Source organism: Streptomyces sp. NPDC102467 (assembly GCF_044765445.1).
Taxonomy (GTDB): domain Bacteria; phylum Actinomycetota; class Actinomycetes; order Streptomycetales; family Streptomycetaceae; genus Streptomyces.
The window spans coordinates 283,269-297,600 of record NZ_JBIWKA010000008.1 but is presented as its reverse complement, the minus strand read 5'-3'; the positions used below and the strand labels follow the sequence as shown (position 1 = coordinate 297,600).

The window sequence follows — 14,332 nt, the reverse complement described above, 5'->3', positions numbered from 1 at the left end:
GGCCGCAACCAGATGGGTAAGCCGGAGAGGCGGCCCCGTCAATGAGGGCCGGCCGTGTATGGCAGGAGCTCAGAGATTCAGCCCGCGTAGAACGGGGTCAGCTCCCACGTGATGGGCTCGAAGCTGCCTGAGCCGATCCGGCGGCTATGCCGGAGAACGCCAGGACAGTGGCGCCGACCGCGCCGACAACTGCGGCCGTCTTGACGGAGGCGGGGACACCCTGCGATTCCGTCGCGCCGCCCCGGGCCGCAAGAACACGGGCCCGGGAAGGACGACGTAGGTGATACGCCTCGCACGCCGAACGGCCATGGGTTTTCGACCGCACAGAGCGCTGGTGCGCACCGGGGGTCCCCCGGGCATTTGCTACCCGATCACACCAGAAACCGCCGCCCCGGAAGTCACAGAGCCCTGTTATGGGCCGCTACCGAACCCCGGAAGAAGGCATTACCGAGGTCCGCGTTCACCCCGCGCGGCTCCTCACCCGTCGCACTGCCACCACCCGCCACACCCCGAGCCACAGCACCAACGCGGCCCCCGTCCCGATCCCGGCCACGCCCAGCAGCATCATGCCGCCGTTTCCCGGTGGGGAGGATGAGGAGGCGGCGGCGGAAGCGGACGAGCCCGGATCGGCCGCGCCGCTACCGGAGGAAGCCCCGCCGGTGGGCGTACCAGCGGACTCGGTGCCGCGCCCTCCCCCGGCGCCGTCGTCAGCCGTACCCGATTCGTCCCAGACAGCGCCGCCCTCCCCCTGCTCCGCGGCCTCCCGGTCCGCGGCCGTCACCTGGAAGTCCCCCGGATCCCGCACATAGTCGGGCGCCTGACGCTCATCGCCGTCGACGGTCACGCGGAGCGTCAGCCCCGACTCCTTGTCCCCGAACTTGCTCGCCATCGCCGGATTGAGGGTGACTTTGAGGTAGTACCAGCCGGCCAGCCGCATCGCCCCCTGGTCGCCGCGCATCAGATAGCGGTTCTCGTACGCCACGGGCGGCAGCGGATCGAACGTGGCGGACGTCGGGTCACCCGCGTACGACACCCCCTTCGCCACGACCGATGCCCGCGCCGGGTTGTACAGATCCATGTCCAGCGCGCCGCTCACGAGCCCTCGACGTGACCCGTCCCCCGCCGAGCTGCCCAACTCGGCGTCGAGAAAGAGCTGCTGTCCCCAGTCCACCGGAACTCGGTAGAAGTGGCTCTGGCCGGGCCGGATGTCGTCCTTCCACACTCCGGCCGACAATGCCACCGCGTCGTTGAAGCCGGTGCCTCCGGGACGCCGCGTGGCCTTCCCCGACGGTGGCTGCACAGAGGCGGAAGGCCAGGCTTTCGGACCTTCGCCGGGGGCCGCGGACACGAGTCCCGGCTCGGTGGCCACCCGCAGTTCGAGCCCCCATGTCTCATGCGTCGAGTCGGCGTCCGCCTTCCGCTCCACTACGACGTAGTACGTCCCCGCCGACTGACATCGCAGCCCGCCCGGCCGTACGAAACGCTCGGCGGCGGCCGCGACGGGCCGCGGGTAGGCACCGGAGCGGAACGTCGCACGCTCGGAGTCGCAGCGGTTGCCGGCGTGATCCTGAAGCGTCACGGTGATGCCGTCCGAGTAGGCCACCTTTACGTCGGGCGCAGTAGGCGGTACGGCGACCACCGACACATACGCGTTGGCGGCGCCGTCCAGCTCGACGCGGTAGTACGCGACGCCGCTCGCCCCGCTCCCGAGCGAACTCCGATACGTCCCGCCTGTACTGAGCCGCGGCGCGTCAGTGCTGTCCTGCGTCCCGCGAGTCTTCTGGGCGTCCTTGGCATAGACGTACGGGGCGGACTCGCCGGCCCCCACTGCAGCGCCGGGCAGTGCGAGTACCGCGCACAGCCCCGCGCCGGCAGCGACCGCCGATATCCCTGCGCCCCGCCATCCCTGCCCCGGCCTCCTCATGAGTCTCCCCATGGAGGGTCATCCTGCCTGTCCGGGCGGCGTACTGTCCGCCGGGCGCCGGAATCCCGCCTCTCATTCGCCGAAGCGCGAAGTGGCGTCGCATACGTGAATACCGTGGTCATGTGGCGCCCGCAAGGCGAGGCGTACGGGCCCGGGCAGCACAAAGCCCCGGCCGCTGTTGCGACCGGGGCCTGCGCAGAGACTGTTGGCGATACTCACGAACCCGTGGGCACGGAGTCGGTCGCCTCCGTCCACAGATCCTGCTCGGCGCGATCCGCCTGGATCTGGCGGTACACGAGGAGCCCGCCGATGGCGGCCAGTGCGACCAGGAGAAGCTTCTTCACCGCGCGACCTCGTCTTTCCTTGGCGTAGGGGACTTCTGGCGCCCGACTATACACACCGACCGATACCGATCGGTGACCTGGGATCCGCGGCCAACTCCCGCTCGGAACACAGCAGTAGAACCGGATGTCCCCGCTCCACAGATCACCCCCACCTCTCACCAAACAGTGAGATTTCGCCTCCTCAGTGGAGATACCAGGCCTCTTGCGCCCATCCGGGTGGTGTTCATCGGAAGATCGACGCGCCACGAGCGTCGGTCCCGCACTCCTGGTGCCGCATCCACATCATGAGGAAAGTACGCAAATCGCCCTACCTGAAAGTGAGGGACCACCATGACCAAGAACCGGGTCATGACGGTGTGGACCATCGTCATCTCTGCCTTCATCGCGCTCTTCTCGGCGCTCGGACTCGTCGCCCCGGCCGCCGCGGCCGCTCCCGTACAGCAGACGGAGGGAGTCCGCAGCTCGGCGGTGAGCGCCCCCGCCGCCACGTCGGCCCTTCCCTTCTGGACCTTCAAGCGGTCCCTGCCACCGACGATGAAGCAGCGCATCCGCGCCGAGGCCCACGGTTCCTCCCCCAGCTGCCGGCACCGCCCGCCGACCGACACCGAGCAGGCCGACAGTGATCAGGCTGGGCAGAGTGAGCAGAACGACAGGGACGCGGGACTGCGGACCGAAGCACTCACGGCAAAGCCGTAGTCGGAACCATCCGGAACCATCCGGATTATCTGTCCAGCCCGGCAGGCGGGACAGCATGCAAGAACAGCAGGAACAGTAAGAACAGCGGCACCGCAACACGGCACCATCTGTAGGACCCGCACCACCGCAGTAGGCCGTACGTAGTAAGCAGCTAGCAGTCGGCAGGTAATAGGCAGCAGGTAATACGCCCTGAGTGCGACGCAGCACAGCAACAACCAGGGCGCACAAGAAACAACGGGCGTACGAGCCCCAGCGCGACCACGGACTCCGCCCCACGGACCACGTCTCACGGGCCCCGTCCAAGGACGCAGCGTCTTGTACACGGCACGAACGCAGGAGCACGAACAGAGGGCGGCATCCTGACAGGCCGCCTATAAAGGCAGCAGGCGCCAACAGCAGGAGAACAGGCGCCGGCAGGCAGTAAGAACCACCGCAGAAAAACCGCACAGAGGCAGACGAGGCCCCAGCCATGACTTTCGGCTGAGAGGGCCCTTTCTGCATGCCCGGGCTCGGTTACGTACTCGACGCACTCGATGTACCTGACGAACGAGTCCTGTACGCACAGCAGAAGACCCCCAAGCGTTTCCACTTGAGGGTCCTCGTAATGTGGGGCTAACAGGATTTGAACCTGTGGCCTCATCCTTATCAGGGATGCGCTCTAACCAACTGAGCTATAGCCCCGCCGCGCTCTGCGGTGTGTGTCCCGCGCGCTGACCTCTGAAGATTAGCGCACCTGGGGGCCAGTCCCAAAATCGATAGTCCTGGCCCGCCGGGCATCAGCTCTGAGGCGGCCCTCAGGCCCCCGTACAGGCTGGAGGAGCGCCGCCTACTCGTCCTCGGCGAGCGTGAGCTCGATGCCGCCGACGAAGCCCGCGGAGAGGTTGTAGATGAACGCGCCGAGCGTCGCGAGCGCCGTCGCCAGGACGACGTCGATGACCGCGATGACCGTCGTGAACATCAGCACGCGCGGCAGCGAGAGGAACGACTGCAGGTCGAAGCCGTTGGACTCGTTCGAGCCCGTGGCCTCGGAGATCGTGCCGCCGACCGTGGAGAAGACGCCCATGGCGTCCATGACCATCCACAGCACGGCGGCCGCGATGATCGTGCAGATGCCGAGCGCGATGGACAGCAGGAAGCTGACCTTCATCACCGACCACGGGTCCGCCTTGGCCACGCGCAGGCGGGCCTTGCGCGTGCGCGGGGTGGTGCGTGCGCCGGTGCGCGGCCTGCGCACCGCTCCGGCCGGCGCGTTCTGATACGCCTCCGGCGGGTGGTACGGCTGGGCCTGCTGTTGCGGCTCCTGCCTCTCTCCGGGCAGCGGGCCGCCACCGTCCGCCGCGTACTGCTGGGTCTGCGGACCTCGGGTGTCCGTCACAGTTCCCCCCTGGGATCCATGAGACTCGTGCGAGTCCTTCGAGTCATGAGCGGGGCCACGGCCGCCCTCGGTTTCCGTACCGGTGGATGTTCCGGTAGAGCCTGCGCCCGTGGCTCCGCTCACGATGACTCTCTCCTCGCGCTACTCGGTCGGGGACTGCTCGCCCTCGTCCGTTACGACGACCGTCTCGTCCTGGGCCGATTCGTCCGTCACGGCGCCGTCCGCGTCCGCGGCGACAGCCTCGACTTCCTCGGCCTCACGTCCGGCTTCGGCGTTACGAGCGATGCCGACGACGGCATCGCGCTTGCCCAGGTTGATCAGTTGGACGCCCATGGTGTCACGGCCCGTCTCCCTGACCTCGTTGACTCGCGTACGAATCACACCGCCGGACAACGTGATGGCGAGGATCTCGTCGGTCTCCTCGACCACCAGCGCTCCGACCAGCGAGCCACGGTCCTCCACGATCTTGGCAGCCTTGATGCCAAGGCCGCCACGGCCCTGAACGCGGTACTCGTCGACGTTGGTCCGCTTTGCGTACCCACCGTCGGTGGCGGTGAAGACGAACGTACCGGGCCTGACGACATTCATCGAGAGCAGTTCGTCGCTCTCGCGGAAACTCATGCCCTTGACACCCGAAGTGGCACGTCCCATCGGACGCAATGCGTCGTCCGTGGCGGTGAACCGGATCGACTGCGCCTTCTTACTGATGAGCAGCAGGTCGTCCTCGGCCGAGACCAGTTCGGCGCCGATCAGCTCGTCGTCCGAACCGTCCGCCGTTTCGCGAAGGTTGATGGCGATGACGCCGCCGGAGCGCGGCGAGTCGTAGTCCTTGAGGGACGTCTTCTTTACAAGGCCCGCCTTGGTGGCGAGGACCAGGTAAGGCGCCGCATCGTAGTCGCGGATCGCGAGGATCTCGGCGATCGCTTCGTCCGGCTGGAAGGCGAGGAGGTTCGCCACGTGCTGCCCGCGCGCGTCGCGGCCGGCGTCCGGGAGTTCGTACGCCTTGGCGCGGTACACGCGGCCCTTGTTGGTGAAGAACAGCAGCCAGTGGTGCGTCGTCGACACGAAGAAGTGGTCGACGATGTCGTCTTCCTTGAGCTTCGTGCCGCGGACGCCCTTGCCGCCGCGCTTCTGGGAGCGGTAGTCGTGCGTCTTGGTGCGCTTGACGTACCCGCCGCGCGAGATCGTGACGACGATGTCCTCTTCGGCGATCAAGTCCTCCATGGACATGTCGCCGTCGAAGGGCACCAGCTGGGAGCGCCGGTCCTCGCCGAACTTGTCGACGATCTGCTGCAGTTCCTCGCTGATGATCTGGCGCTGCCGCTCGGGCGAGGCCAGGATCGCGTTGTACTCGTTGATCTTCTGCTGAAGGTCGTCGTGCTCGGAGACGATCTTCTGGCGCTCCAGGGCGGCGAGCCGGCGCAGCTGCATCTCGAGGATGGCGTTGGCCTGGATCTCGTCGATCTCGAGAAGGCCCATGAGGCCCTCTCGTGCGATGTCGACGGTCTGGCTGCGCCGGATGAGTGCGATGACCTCGTCGATGGCGTCCAGGGCCTTCAGGAGGCCACGCAGGATGTGTGCGCGCTCCTCGGCCTTGCGCAGGCGGTACTTGGTGCGCCGGACGATGACCTCGACCTGGTGGCTCACCCAGTGGCGGATGAACGCGTCGAGCGACAGCGTGCGGGGCACGCCGTCGACCAGTGCCAGCATGTTGGCGCCGAAGTTCGTCTGCAGGTCGGTGTGCTTGTAGAGATTGTTCAGCACGACCTTGGCGACGGCGTCCCGCTTCAGGACGATGACCAGGCGCTGTCCCGTACGGGAGCTCGTCTCGTCGCGGACGTCGGCGATGCCGCCGACCCGGCCGTCCTTCACGAGGTCGGCGATCTTCTGCGCGAGGTTGTCCGGATTCACCTGGTAGGGGAGTTCGGTGACCACCAGGCACTGGCGGTTCTGGATCTCCTCGACCTCGACGACCGCGCGCATCGTGATGGAGCCACGTCCGGTGCGGTACGCCTCCTCGATGCCCTTACGGCCCACTACAAGGGCGCCGGTCGGGAAATCGGGGCCCTTGATGCGCTCGATGAGGGCGTCCAGGAGTTCCTCGTGCGAGGCCTCCGGGTTCTCCAGGCACCACTGGGCGCCGGCCGCGACCTCGCGCAGGTTGTGCGGCGGGATGTTGGTGGCCATGCCGACCGCGATACCGGCCGAGCCGTTGATCAGCAGGTTCGGGAAGCGGGCCGGCAGGACGGTCGGCTCCTGGGAGCGGCCGTCGTAGTTGTCCGTGAAATCGACGGTGTCCTCGTCGATGTCGCGGACCATCTCCATGGACAGCGGCGCCATCTTGCACTCGGTGTATCGCATGGCGGCCGCGGGGTCGTTGCCCGGAGAACCGAAGTTTCCGTTGGAGTCCACCAACGGCATGCGCATCGACCACGGCTGTGCGAGGCGGACGAGGGCGTCGTAGATCGAGGAGTCGCCGTGGGGGTGGTAGTTACCCATGACGTCACCGACGACGCGGGCGCACTTGTAGAAGCCCTTCTCGGGCCGGTAGCCGCCGTCGTACATGGCGTACAGGACGCGGCGGTGGACGGGCTTGAGTCCGTCGCGTACGTCGGGCAGTGCGCGGGACACGATGACGGACATCGCGTAGTCGAGGTAGGAGCGCTGCATCTCCGTCTCGAGCCCGACGGGCTCGATCCGCATCGCGATGTCGGTGCCCTCTTCAGGGGTGCTCGGAGTGTTCTCGTCGGCCATTGCTGGTGAAGATCCTTTCTGCGGCGGTCAGCTGAGACCGACTCAGATGTCGAGGAAGCGGACGTCCTTGGCGTTGCGCTGGATGAACGAGCGGCGTGCCTCGACGTCCTCGCCCATGAGGACGGAGAACAGGTCGTCGGCCTGGGCGGCGTCGTCCAGGGTGACCTGGCCGAGCACGCGGTGCTCCTGGTCCATCGTGGTGATGCGCAGCTCCTCGGCGTTCATCTCGCCGAGGCCCTTGAACCGCTGGACCGAGTCGTCGCGGATGCGCTTGCCGTTCTGGCGGCCCAGCTCGATCAGGGCGTCGCGCTCGCGGTCCGAGTACGCATACTCGAAGTCCTCGCGGCCCCACTTGATCTTGTAGAGGGGCGGGCGGGACAGGAACACGTGCCCGGCCTCGACCAGCGGCCGCATGAAGCGGAACAGGAAGGTCAGCAGCAGGGTGTTGATGTGCTGGCCGTCGACGTCGGCGTCCGCCATCAAAATGATCTTGTGGTAGCGGAGCTTCTCGATGTCGAAGTCCTCGTGGACTCCGGTGCCGAAGGCGGAGATCAGTGCCTGGATCTCCTGGTTCTGCAGGATCTTGTCGATCCGCGCCTTCTCGACATTGAGGATCTTGCCTCGGATCGGGAGGATCGCCTGGTACTGCGGGTTACGGCCGGACTTGGCCGAGCCGCCGGCGGAGTCACCCTCGACGATGAAGATCTCGCACTTGGTGGGGTCGTTCGACTGGCAGTCGGAGAGCTTGCCCGGAAGGGACGCGGACTCCAGCAGACCCTTGCGCCGGGTCAGGTCGCGCGCCTTGCGGGCCGCCACGCGCGCGGTGGCCGCCTGGATGGACTTGCGGATGATGTCCGAGGCCTCGACCGGGTTCCGGTCGAGCCAGTCCGTGAGGTGCTCGTGCACGACCTTCTGGACGAAGGTCTTCGCCTCGGTGTTACCCAGCTTGGTCTTGGTCTGTCCCTCGAACTGCGGCTCGCCCAGCTTGATCGAGAGGATGGCGGTCAGACCCTCGCGGATGTCGTCACCCGTGAGGTTGTCGTCCTTCTCGCGCAGCAGCTTCTTGTCGCGCGCGTAACGGTTGATGAGACCGGTCAGCGCGGCGCGGAAGCCCTCCTCGTGGGTGCCGCCCTCGTGCGTGTGGATCGTGTTCGCGAAGGAGTAGACGCCCTCGCTGTAGCTGGTGTTCCACTGCATCGCGACCTCGACGGAAAGGAGCCTCTCCTTGTCCTCGGCCTCGATGTCGATCACGGAGGGGTGGACGACCTCGCCCTTACGGGAGTTGAGGTACTTCACGAAGTCGACGATGCCGCCTTCGTAGTGGTACGTCACCGAGCGCGCCTCATCGACGTCGGAGGCGTCCGCGGTGTCGGCACCCACGACGGCCTTGGCCGAGTCGCGCTCGTCCGTGAGCTTGATCGTCAGGCCCTTGTTGAGGAAGGCCATCTCCTGGAAGCGCCGCGACAGCGTTTCGAAGGAGTACTCGGTGGTCTCGAAGATGTCGCCGTCGGCCCAGAAGGTGACCGTGGTGCCGGTCTCATCGGTGGCCTCGTGCTTGGCGAGCGGCGCGGTCGGAACGCCCGCCTTGTAGTCCTGCGTCCAGCGGTGGCCTTCGGTCCTGATGTCGACGGAGACCTTGGTGGACAGCGCGTTCACCACGGAGACGCCCACGCCGTGCAGACCACCGGAGACGGCGTAGCCGCCGCCGCCGAACTTGCCGCCCGCGTGCAGGACGGTCAGTACGACCTCGACGGCCGGCTTTCCCTCGGACGGGATGATGCCGACCGGGATGCCACGACCGTTGTCGATGACGCGAACGCCACCGTCGGGAAGGATCGTGACGTCGATCGTGTCCGCGTGGCCGGCCAGGGCCTCGTCGACGGAGTTGTCCACAACCTCCTGCACCATGTGATGCAGGCCACGCTCACCGGTCGAGCCGATGTACATGCCGGGTCGCTTGCGGACCGCGTCCAACCCTTCGAGGACCGTGATCGCGCTCGCGTCGTATGAGGCCTCTGTTGCCCCTACGAGCGCGTGCGCGCCGGCCTCGGTGGACGGGATGTTCTCGTTGGGGTTGCCGGAATCGGCCACGAAGCGCCCTTTCTGGCACAGCACAAGCCAAGCTCCCGGTTGGTGGCCGGTGCGGCTGCGGCGTGTTGGTTCGGTAAGCCCTAGTCAGCGTTGCTCGGTGCGTCCCACAAGTGGGGCGGGATTAGCTTCCAGTCTACCGGTAGCGCCGACAGTGATGGGGGTTTGGCGGTACCTGAGTCCTCATGTGCCGCCCTCAACCGGTCTCGGCCGACTCCCCATATGCGGAGCAGGGCTCCAGGAGGCTCACAGCGGCACTCAGCGCTTCGGGGTGTCAACCCCCAGCTACCGGGGGCGCGACGTCACCCGTAGGTGTCGTTGTGACCCGTGCTTCCAGGGGCGCGCAAGGGGCCGTAGCGACGGGGGCCACCACCGGGATTCTTGATGTCGATGCGCCGCACCGTGCCGTGTCCGAGGTCCTCGTTGAGGCGCTTGACCAGCTGCGGGGCCAACATGCGCACCTGCGTCGCCCAGGCCGTCGAATCGCACTGCACCACCAGGACGCGCTCGTCCTCGTCATACTTTTGCGGCTCACAGTGCTTGGCGAGATCCTCACCGACGATTTGCGGCCAGCGGCCCATGACACCGCCGACGGCGGCCGGCGTCTCCCAGCCGCGCTCGGTGATCAGCCGGTTGATGGCGGGGCCGAGCCCCATCGGATCCCGCCCGTCCGCCCGGGCCCCCGACCTCAGCCCGCCGCCGCGCCGGACCTGCTTCTTCTGCTGCGCGGCGGCACCACGCGCGCGTGCGGCCTCTTTCGCCGCTCGTAGGGCGACGCGGGCAAGGTCGACACCAGAAGGCTGAGGGTCCGCTTCGGGGTCCTGCGGCTTCCCGGGATCGCCGGGAACTCCAGTGCCTCCGGGCCCACCGGGAAGTGCACCGTCGCTCATAGCCGCTCCACCGCTCCGTCGGAGACGGCGTATCGCGTACCGGCAAGCACACCCGGCACGTCGTCATCGACCGCGGCCGTCACCAGCACCTGCTCCCCGGGCGCCACGAGCTCCGCGAGACGCTCCCTGCGGCGCGCGTCCAGCTCCGCGAAGACATCGTCGAGGACAAGCACCGGCTCGTTCCCCTCGGCCTTAAGAAGGTCGTACGAGGCCAGCCGCAGAGCCAGCGCGTACGACCAGGACTCGCCATGGCTCGCGTACCCCTTGGCGGGCATCTGGCCCAGCTTGAGGAGCAGTTCGTCACGGTGTGGGCCGACCAGAGTGACCCCGCGCTCGATCTCCTGCTTGCGCGCTCCTTCGAGTGCGGCCAGAAGCTGCTCGGCCAGCTCCTCGCGCGCGTGCCCGATGATTTCCGGCGAGGACGGCTTGTAATCGAGGGCGACCGGTCCACCGCCGGGAGCCAGCTGCTCGTACGCCTTGTCGGTCAGCGGCTGTAGCGTCGCGATCAGGTCGAGTCGCTGTGCGAGCAGTTCCGCTCCCGCGCGCGCGAGGTGCTGATCCCACACGTCGAGCGTGGAAAGGTCCATGGAACGGCCGCCGTGCCGCCGCGCGAGCGCCGCCGACTTCAGGAGCGTATTGCGCTGCTTCAGGACACGGTCGTAGTCGGAACGTACGCCTGCCATGCGCGGCGAGCGGGCGGTGATCAACTCGTCGAGGAAGCGACGGCGCTCGCCCGGGTCGCCCTTGATCAGTGCGAGATCCTCGGGGGCGAACAGCACGGTCCGTACGATGCCCAGCACGTCACGGGGCCTGACCTGCGACGACCTATTGATGCGTGCGCGGTTGGCCTTGCCGGGGTTCAGCTCGAGCTCAATGAGCTGCTGCCGCTCGCCCTGGCGCACCTGGGCCCGGATGACGGCCCGCTCGGCGCCCATCCTGACGAGTGGGGCGTCCGAGGAGACCCGGTGACTGCCCAGGCTGGCGAGATAGCCGACGGCCTCGACGAGGTTCGTCTTGCCCTGCCCGTTCGGACCCACGAACGCGGTGACGCCCGGGTCGAGAGGGACCTCGGCCCGCGCGTACGAGCGGAAGTCCGCCAGCGACAAATGCGTAACGTGCATGGTCGTGGGCCGACCTCCCCCAGAGTTCGCTTACCGCCGCGGATCCGCTGTGGATCCACAGCGGACCGGTTGGCTGTGGACTGGTTGCGCTGTGGACTAGTTCTTCTCGACGGCGTGGCCGCCGAACTGGTTGCGCAGTGCCGCGATCATCTTCATCTGCGGCGAGTCGTCCTGCCGCGAGGCGAAGCGCGCGAAGAGCGACGCGGTGATCGCCGGCAGCGGGACGGCGTTGTCGATGGCGGCCTCCACAGTCCAGCGGCCTTCACCGGAGTCCTGTGCGTAACCGCGCAGCTTGTTCAGGTGCTCGTCCTCGTCGAGGGCGTTGACCGCCAGGTCGAGCAGCCAGGAACGGATGACCGTGCCCTCCTGCCACGAGCGGAAGACCTCGCGCACGTCGGTCACCGAGTCCACGGCCTCCAGGAGCTCCCAGCCCTCGGCGTAGGCCTGCATCATCGCGTACTCGATGCCGTTGTGGACCATCTTCGCGAAGTGGCCCGCGCCGACCTTGCCCGCGTGCACGGAGCCGAAGTCGCCCTCCGGCTTGAGGGCGTCGAAGACCGGCTGAACCTTGGCGACGTCCTCGGCGGTGCCGCCGTACATCAACGCGTAGCCGTTCTCCAGGCCCCAGACGCCGCCGGAGACACCGCAGTCGACGAAGCCGATGCCTTTCACGCCCAGCTCGACGGCGTGCTTCTCGTCGTCGGTCCACCGGGAGTTGCCGCCGTCGACGACGACGTCACCGGGCTGCAGGTACTCGGCCAGCTCGTCGATCGTGGACTGGGTCGCCGCACCCGCGGGCACCATCACCCACACCACGCGCGGGCCCTCGAGCCTGCCCACAAGTTCTTCGAGGCTGTGGACATCCGCGAGGTCCGGATTGCGGTCGTAGCCGATGACGGTGTGGCCTGCGCGGCGGATGCGCTCGCGCATGTTGCCGCCCATCTTGCCGAGGCCGACGAGACCGAGCTCCATCAGTGGTTCCTTACGTTGCGACAGGGCGTGAGGGGCGCGTGACGGCACCTGATCGTGCGTCCGCACCTGTGCCCGAGCCTAAACCTGGGGGTACCACCCACGCCTTTCGGGCGAAGGGGAGCTCATGCACACCTGTGGACATAGCCGCTCAGACCAGATACCTGAGCGGCCTCGTCCTTCGGCGACTCAGCCCGACAGCCGCACCGGCATGATCAGGTACTTGTACGCGTCGTCCGCCTCGGCGTCCACGGCCGGCTTGCCACTGAGCAGCGCGGGCTTGGTGGACGTCGTGAACGACAGCTGGGCGACCGGCGAGTCGATCGCGCTGAGGCCGTCCAGCAGGAACGTCGGGTTGAAGGCGATCGAGATGTCATCGCCCTCCAGCTGTGCGTCGACCCTCTCCACAGCCTGTGCGTCGTCGCTGGAGCCGGCCTCCAGGATGAGCACACCCTGCTCGAAGCTGAGCCGCACCGGAGTGTTGCGCTCGGCGACCAGGGCCACACGCTTGACGGCCTCTACGAAGGGGGCGGTCTCGATGACGGCCACGGAGTTGAACTCCGTCGGGAACAGGGTGCGGTACTTCGGCAGGTCGCCTTCAAGAAGGCGCGTGGTGGTGCGGCGGCCCGCACCTTCGAAACCGATGAGTCCCTCGCCCGCACCCGAGCCGGACAGGGCCAGGGTGACCGTGTCGCCGCTCGTGAGCGCCTTGGCGGTGTCCAGGAGCGTCTTGGCGGGCACCAGGGCGACCGCGGAGGCCTCCGGGTCCTCCGGCTTCCACAGGAACTCGCGGACCGCGAAGCGGTAGCGGTCGGTGGACGCCAGTGTCACCGTCTCGCCCTCGATCTCGATGCGCACACCGGTGAGGACGGGCAGCGTGTCGTCACGGCCGGCGGCGATGGCCACCTGCTGCGCGGCAGACGCGAAGACCTCACCGGGGACGGTGCCCGTGGCGGTCGGCATCTGCGGCAGCGACGGGTACTCCTCCACAGGAAGGGTGTGGAGTGTGAACCGCGAGGAGCCGCAGACCACGGTCGCTCGTACACCGTCTGTGGAGATCTCCACCGGACGGTTGGGCAGGGCGCGGCAGATGTCGGCGAGGAGGCGGCCGGAGACGAGCACCGTGCCCTCTTCGTCGATCTCCGCGTCCACGGATACGCGTGCCGAGACCTCGTAGTCGAAGCTCGACAGGCTGAGTGCGCCTTCCTCGGCCTTCAGGAGAAGGCCCGCGAGGACTGGCGCAGGCGGTCGTGCCGGAAGGCTGCGCGCCGCCCAGGCCACCGCCTCCGCGAGTACGTCGCGTTCCACCCGGATCTTCACCGTAAGCCGCCTCCTGCTTATTGCTGGCTGCTCTCGCCCTGCGTTGGTCATCGGTCTCGTCGTCAGACGTGGTGTCGCTCAGCCCACCGATGGGGAGAACACCGGGGACCAGTCTGACGCACCGCACTGACAGTCGGTGCCTGTCGGGGTCAAGTCGTACCGAGCGGCTGTCGGGCCGCCGAGAGCAAGTTGTGCACAGCCCCCACTTCGATGCGGATTTCCAGCTCTCTCTAGTTGTCAGTAGTAGTAGGGGCTGTGGAAAGCGTGGATAACCGTTAGTTCGCAGGTCAGAGGCGGTTTTTTGTCCACCGAGCCTGTGGGCGGAGCCGGTGGACAACTGACCTTTTCTGTGGACGGCGAAAAGTTCTGCACACCCCATGCACAGCCCCGACCGACTTCTCCCCAGCGTCGTCCCCAGCTTTTCCCACGTTCCCCACAGCCCGACCGACCCCCTCGGTGTGACGCCTTTCACTCGCCACGGTGACGGGGCGCGTCGCGTTGCCGAACAGTGGACAGCGGTGTGGAGAAGGTTCGGATTGCTGTGCACAACAGCTGACATCCTGTGGGTCGGCGGTGGACAACGGCGTGCACAGCCTGTGGAAGAAAAATCTATCCACAGGCTGTGGGTAACTTTTGTCCACCAATCCACAGCCGTCTGACCTGGCCTGATGATGTGTCACCGGTGGCTGCTGTGGACACAGTCTGGACAACTTCCCGGTCCCCAGGGTGTGGACCGAAGAAAACTGGCACATCTGTGGAGAACACCCGTAACGCGCCGAGAAATCGAACACCGGCTCATCCCGAGGTCGTACACAACAGCGGATACGAACGTCCGCGCATACGAAGAAGGG

10 protein-coding genes and 1 tRNA gene are annotated in these 14,332 nt (G+C 67.2%); 1 reads left to right on the top strand and 10 read right to left on the bottom strand.

Annotation, left to right across the window (positions count from 1 at the left end; translation table 11 throughout):
* Window positions 1-460: 460 nt before the first annotated feature.
* Both ACIREE_RS19020 and ACIREE_RS19015 read right to left on the bottom strand, forming a co-directional pair.
* Complete coding sequence (locus ACIREE_RS19020) at window positions 461-1,924, bottom strand: hypothetical protein (protein WP_404152963.1); 1,464 nt, start codon at window positions 1,922-1,924, stop codon at window positions 461-463.
* A 215-nt stretch (window positions 1,925-2,139) separates the two neighbouring features.
* Window positions 2,140-2,268, bottom strand: coding sequence for a DLW-39 family protein (locus ACIREE_RS19015; RefSeq protein WP_003999697.1), 129 nt, complete (start codon window positions 2,266-2,268; stop codon window positions 2,140-2,142).
* 330 nt (window positions 2,269-2,598) lie between these two features.
* Between ACIREE_RS19015 and ACIREE_RS19010 the strand changes: the two genes are divergently transcribed.
* Window positions 2,599-2,964 carry a DUF6344 domain-containing protein gene (locus tag ACIREE_RS19010; RefSeq protein ID WP_404152960.1) on the top strand — a complete coding sequence of 122 codons (366 nt, stop codon included), beginning with the start codon at window positions 2,599-2,601 and terminating at the stop codon, window positions 2,962-2,964.
* Between the two features lie 607 nt (window positions 2,965-3,571).
* On the opposite strand, the gene ACIREE_RS19005 is transcribed toward ACIREE_RS19010, so the two are convergent.
* The 8 genes from ACIREE_RS19005 to dnaN form a co-directional block, all read right to left on the bottom strand.
* Window positions 3,572-3,645: transfer RNA gene (locus ACIREE_RS19005), tRNA-Ile, on the bottom strand.
* A 145-nt stretch (window positions 3,646-3,790) separates the two neighbouring features.
* The gene (locus tag ACIREE_RS19000; RefSeq protein WP_404152957.1) at window positions 3,791-4,462 is read right to left on the bottom strand and encodes a DUF3566 domain-containing protein; all 672 of its coding nucleotides are present in this window, start codon (window positions 4,460-4,462) and stop codon (window positions 3,791-3,793) included.
* A gap of 18 nt (window positions 4,463-4,480) precedes the next feature.
* On the bottom strand, window positions 4,481-7,093 hold the full coding sequence (gyrA, locus tag ACIREE_RS18995; protein WP_404152954.1) for a DNA gyrase subunit A: 2,613 nt from the start codon (window positions 7,091-7,093) through the stop codon (window positions 4,481-4,483).
* 42 nt (window positions 7,094-7,135) lie between these two features.
* Window positions 7,136-9,208: a DNA topoisomerase (ATP-hydrolyzing) subunit B gene (gene gyrB / locus ACIREE_RS18990; protein WP_404152951.1), complete on the bottom strand. Its 2,073-nt coding sequence runs from the start codon at window positions 9,206-9,208 to the stop codon at window positions 7,136-7,138.
* Between the two features lie 275 nt (window positions 9,209-9,483).
* Window positions 9,484-10,071, bottom strand: coding sequence for a DUF721 domain-containing protein (locus ACIREE_RS18985; RefSeq protein ID WP_404152948.1), 588 nt, complete (start codon window positions 10,069-10,071; stop codon window positions 9,484-9,486).
* Window positions 10,068-11,192 carry a DNA replication/repair protein RecF gene (gene recF / locus ACIREE_RS18980; RefSeq protein ID WP_404152946.1) on the bottom strand — a complete coding sequence of 375 codons (1,125 nt, stop codon included), beginning with the start codon at window positions 11,190-11,192 and terminating at the stop codon, window positions 10,068-10,070. Before recF ends, ACIREE_RS18985 begins: the two co-directional genes overlap by 4 nt.
* Window positions 11,193-11,288: 96 nt before the next feature.
* Window positions 11,289-12,164: a phosphogluconate dehydrogenase (NAD(+)-dependent, decarboxylating) gene (gnd, locus tag ACIREE_RS18975; protein WP_404152943.1), complete on the bottom strand. Its 876-nt coding sequence runs from the start codon at window positions 12,162-12,164 to the stop codon at window positions 11,289-11,291.
* 186 nt (window positions 12,165-12,350) lie between these two features.
* Window positions 12,351-13,481 (bottom strand): DNA polymerase III subunit beta, encoded by a 1,131-nt coding sequence (dnaN, locus tag ACIREE_RS18970; protein WP_404152940.1) that lies wholly within the window; start codon window positions 13,479-13,481, stop codon window positions 12,351-12,353.
* Between the last annotated feature and the right edge of the window lie 851 nt (window positions 13,482-14,332).

Excerpts from the sequence above, each read along its gene's own strand:
- ACIREE_RS19020 (WP_404152963.1), bottom strand. The coding sequence starts at position 1,924 with ATGAGGAGGCCGGGGCAGGGATGGCGGGGCGCAGGGATATCGGCGGTC.
- ACIREE_RS19010 (WP_404152960.1), top strand. The coding sequence starts at position 2,599 with ATGACCAAGAACCGGGTCATGACGGTGTGGACCATCGTCATCTCTGCC.
- gyrA (WP_404152954.1), bottom strand. The coding sequence starts at position 7,093 with ATGGCCGACGAGAACACTCCGAGCACCCCTGAAGAGGGCACCGACATC.
- ACIREE_RS18985 (WP_404152948.1), bottom strand. The coding sequence starts at position 10,071 with ATGAGCGACGGTGCACTTCCCGGTGGGCCCGGAGGCACTGGAGTTCCC.
- recF (WP_404152946.1), bottom strand. The coding sequence starts at position 11,192 with ATGCACGTTACGCATTTGTCGCTGGCGGACTTCCGCTCGTACGCGCGG.
- gnd (WP_404152943.1), bottom strand. The coding sequence starts at position 12,164 with ATGGAGCTCGGTCTCGTCGGCCTCGGCAAGATGGGCGGCAACATGCGC.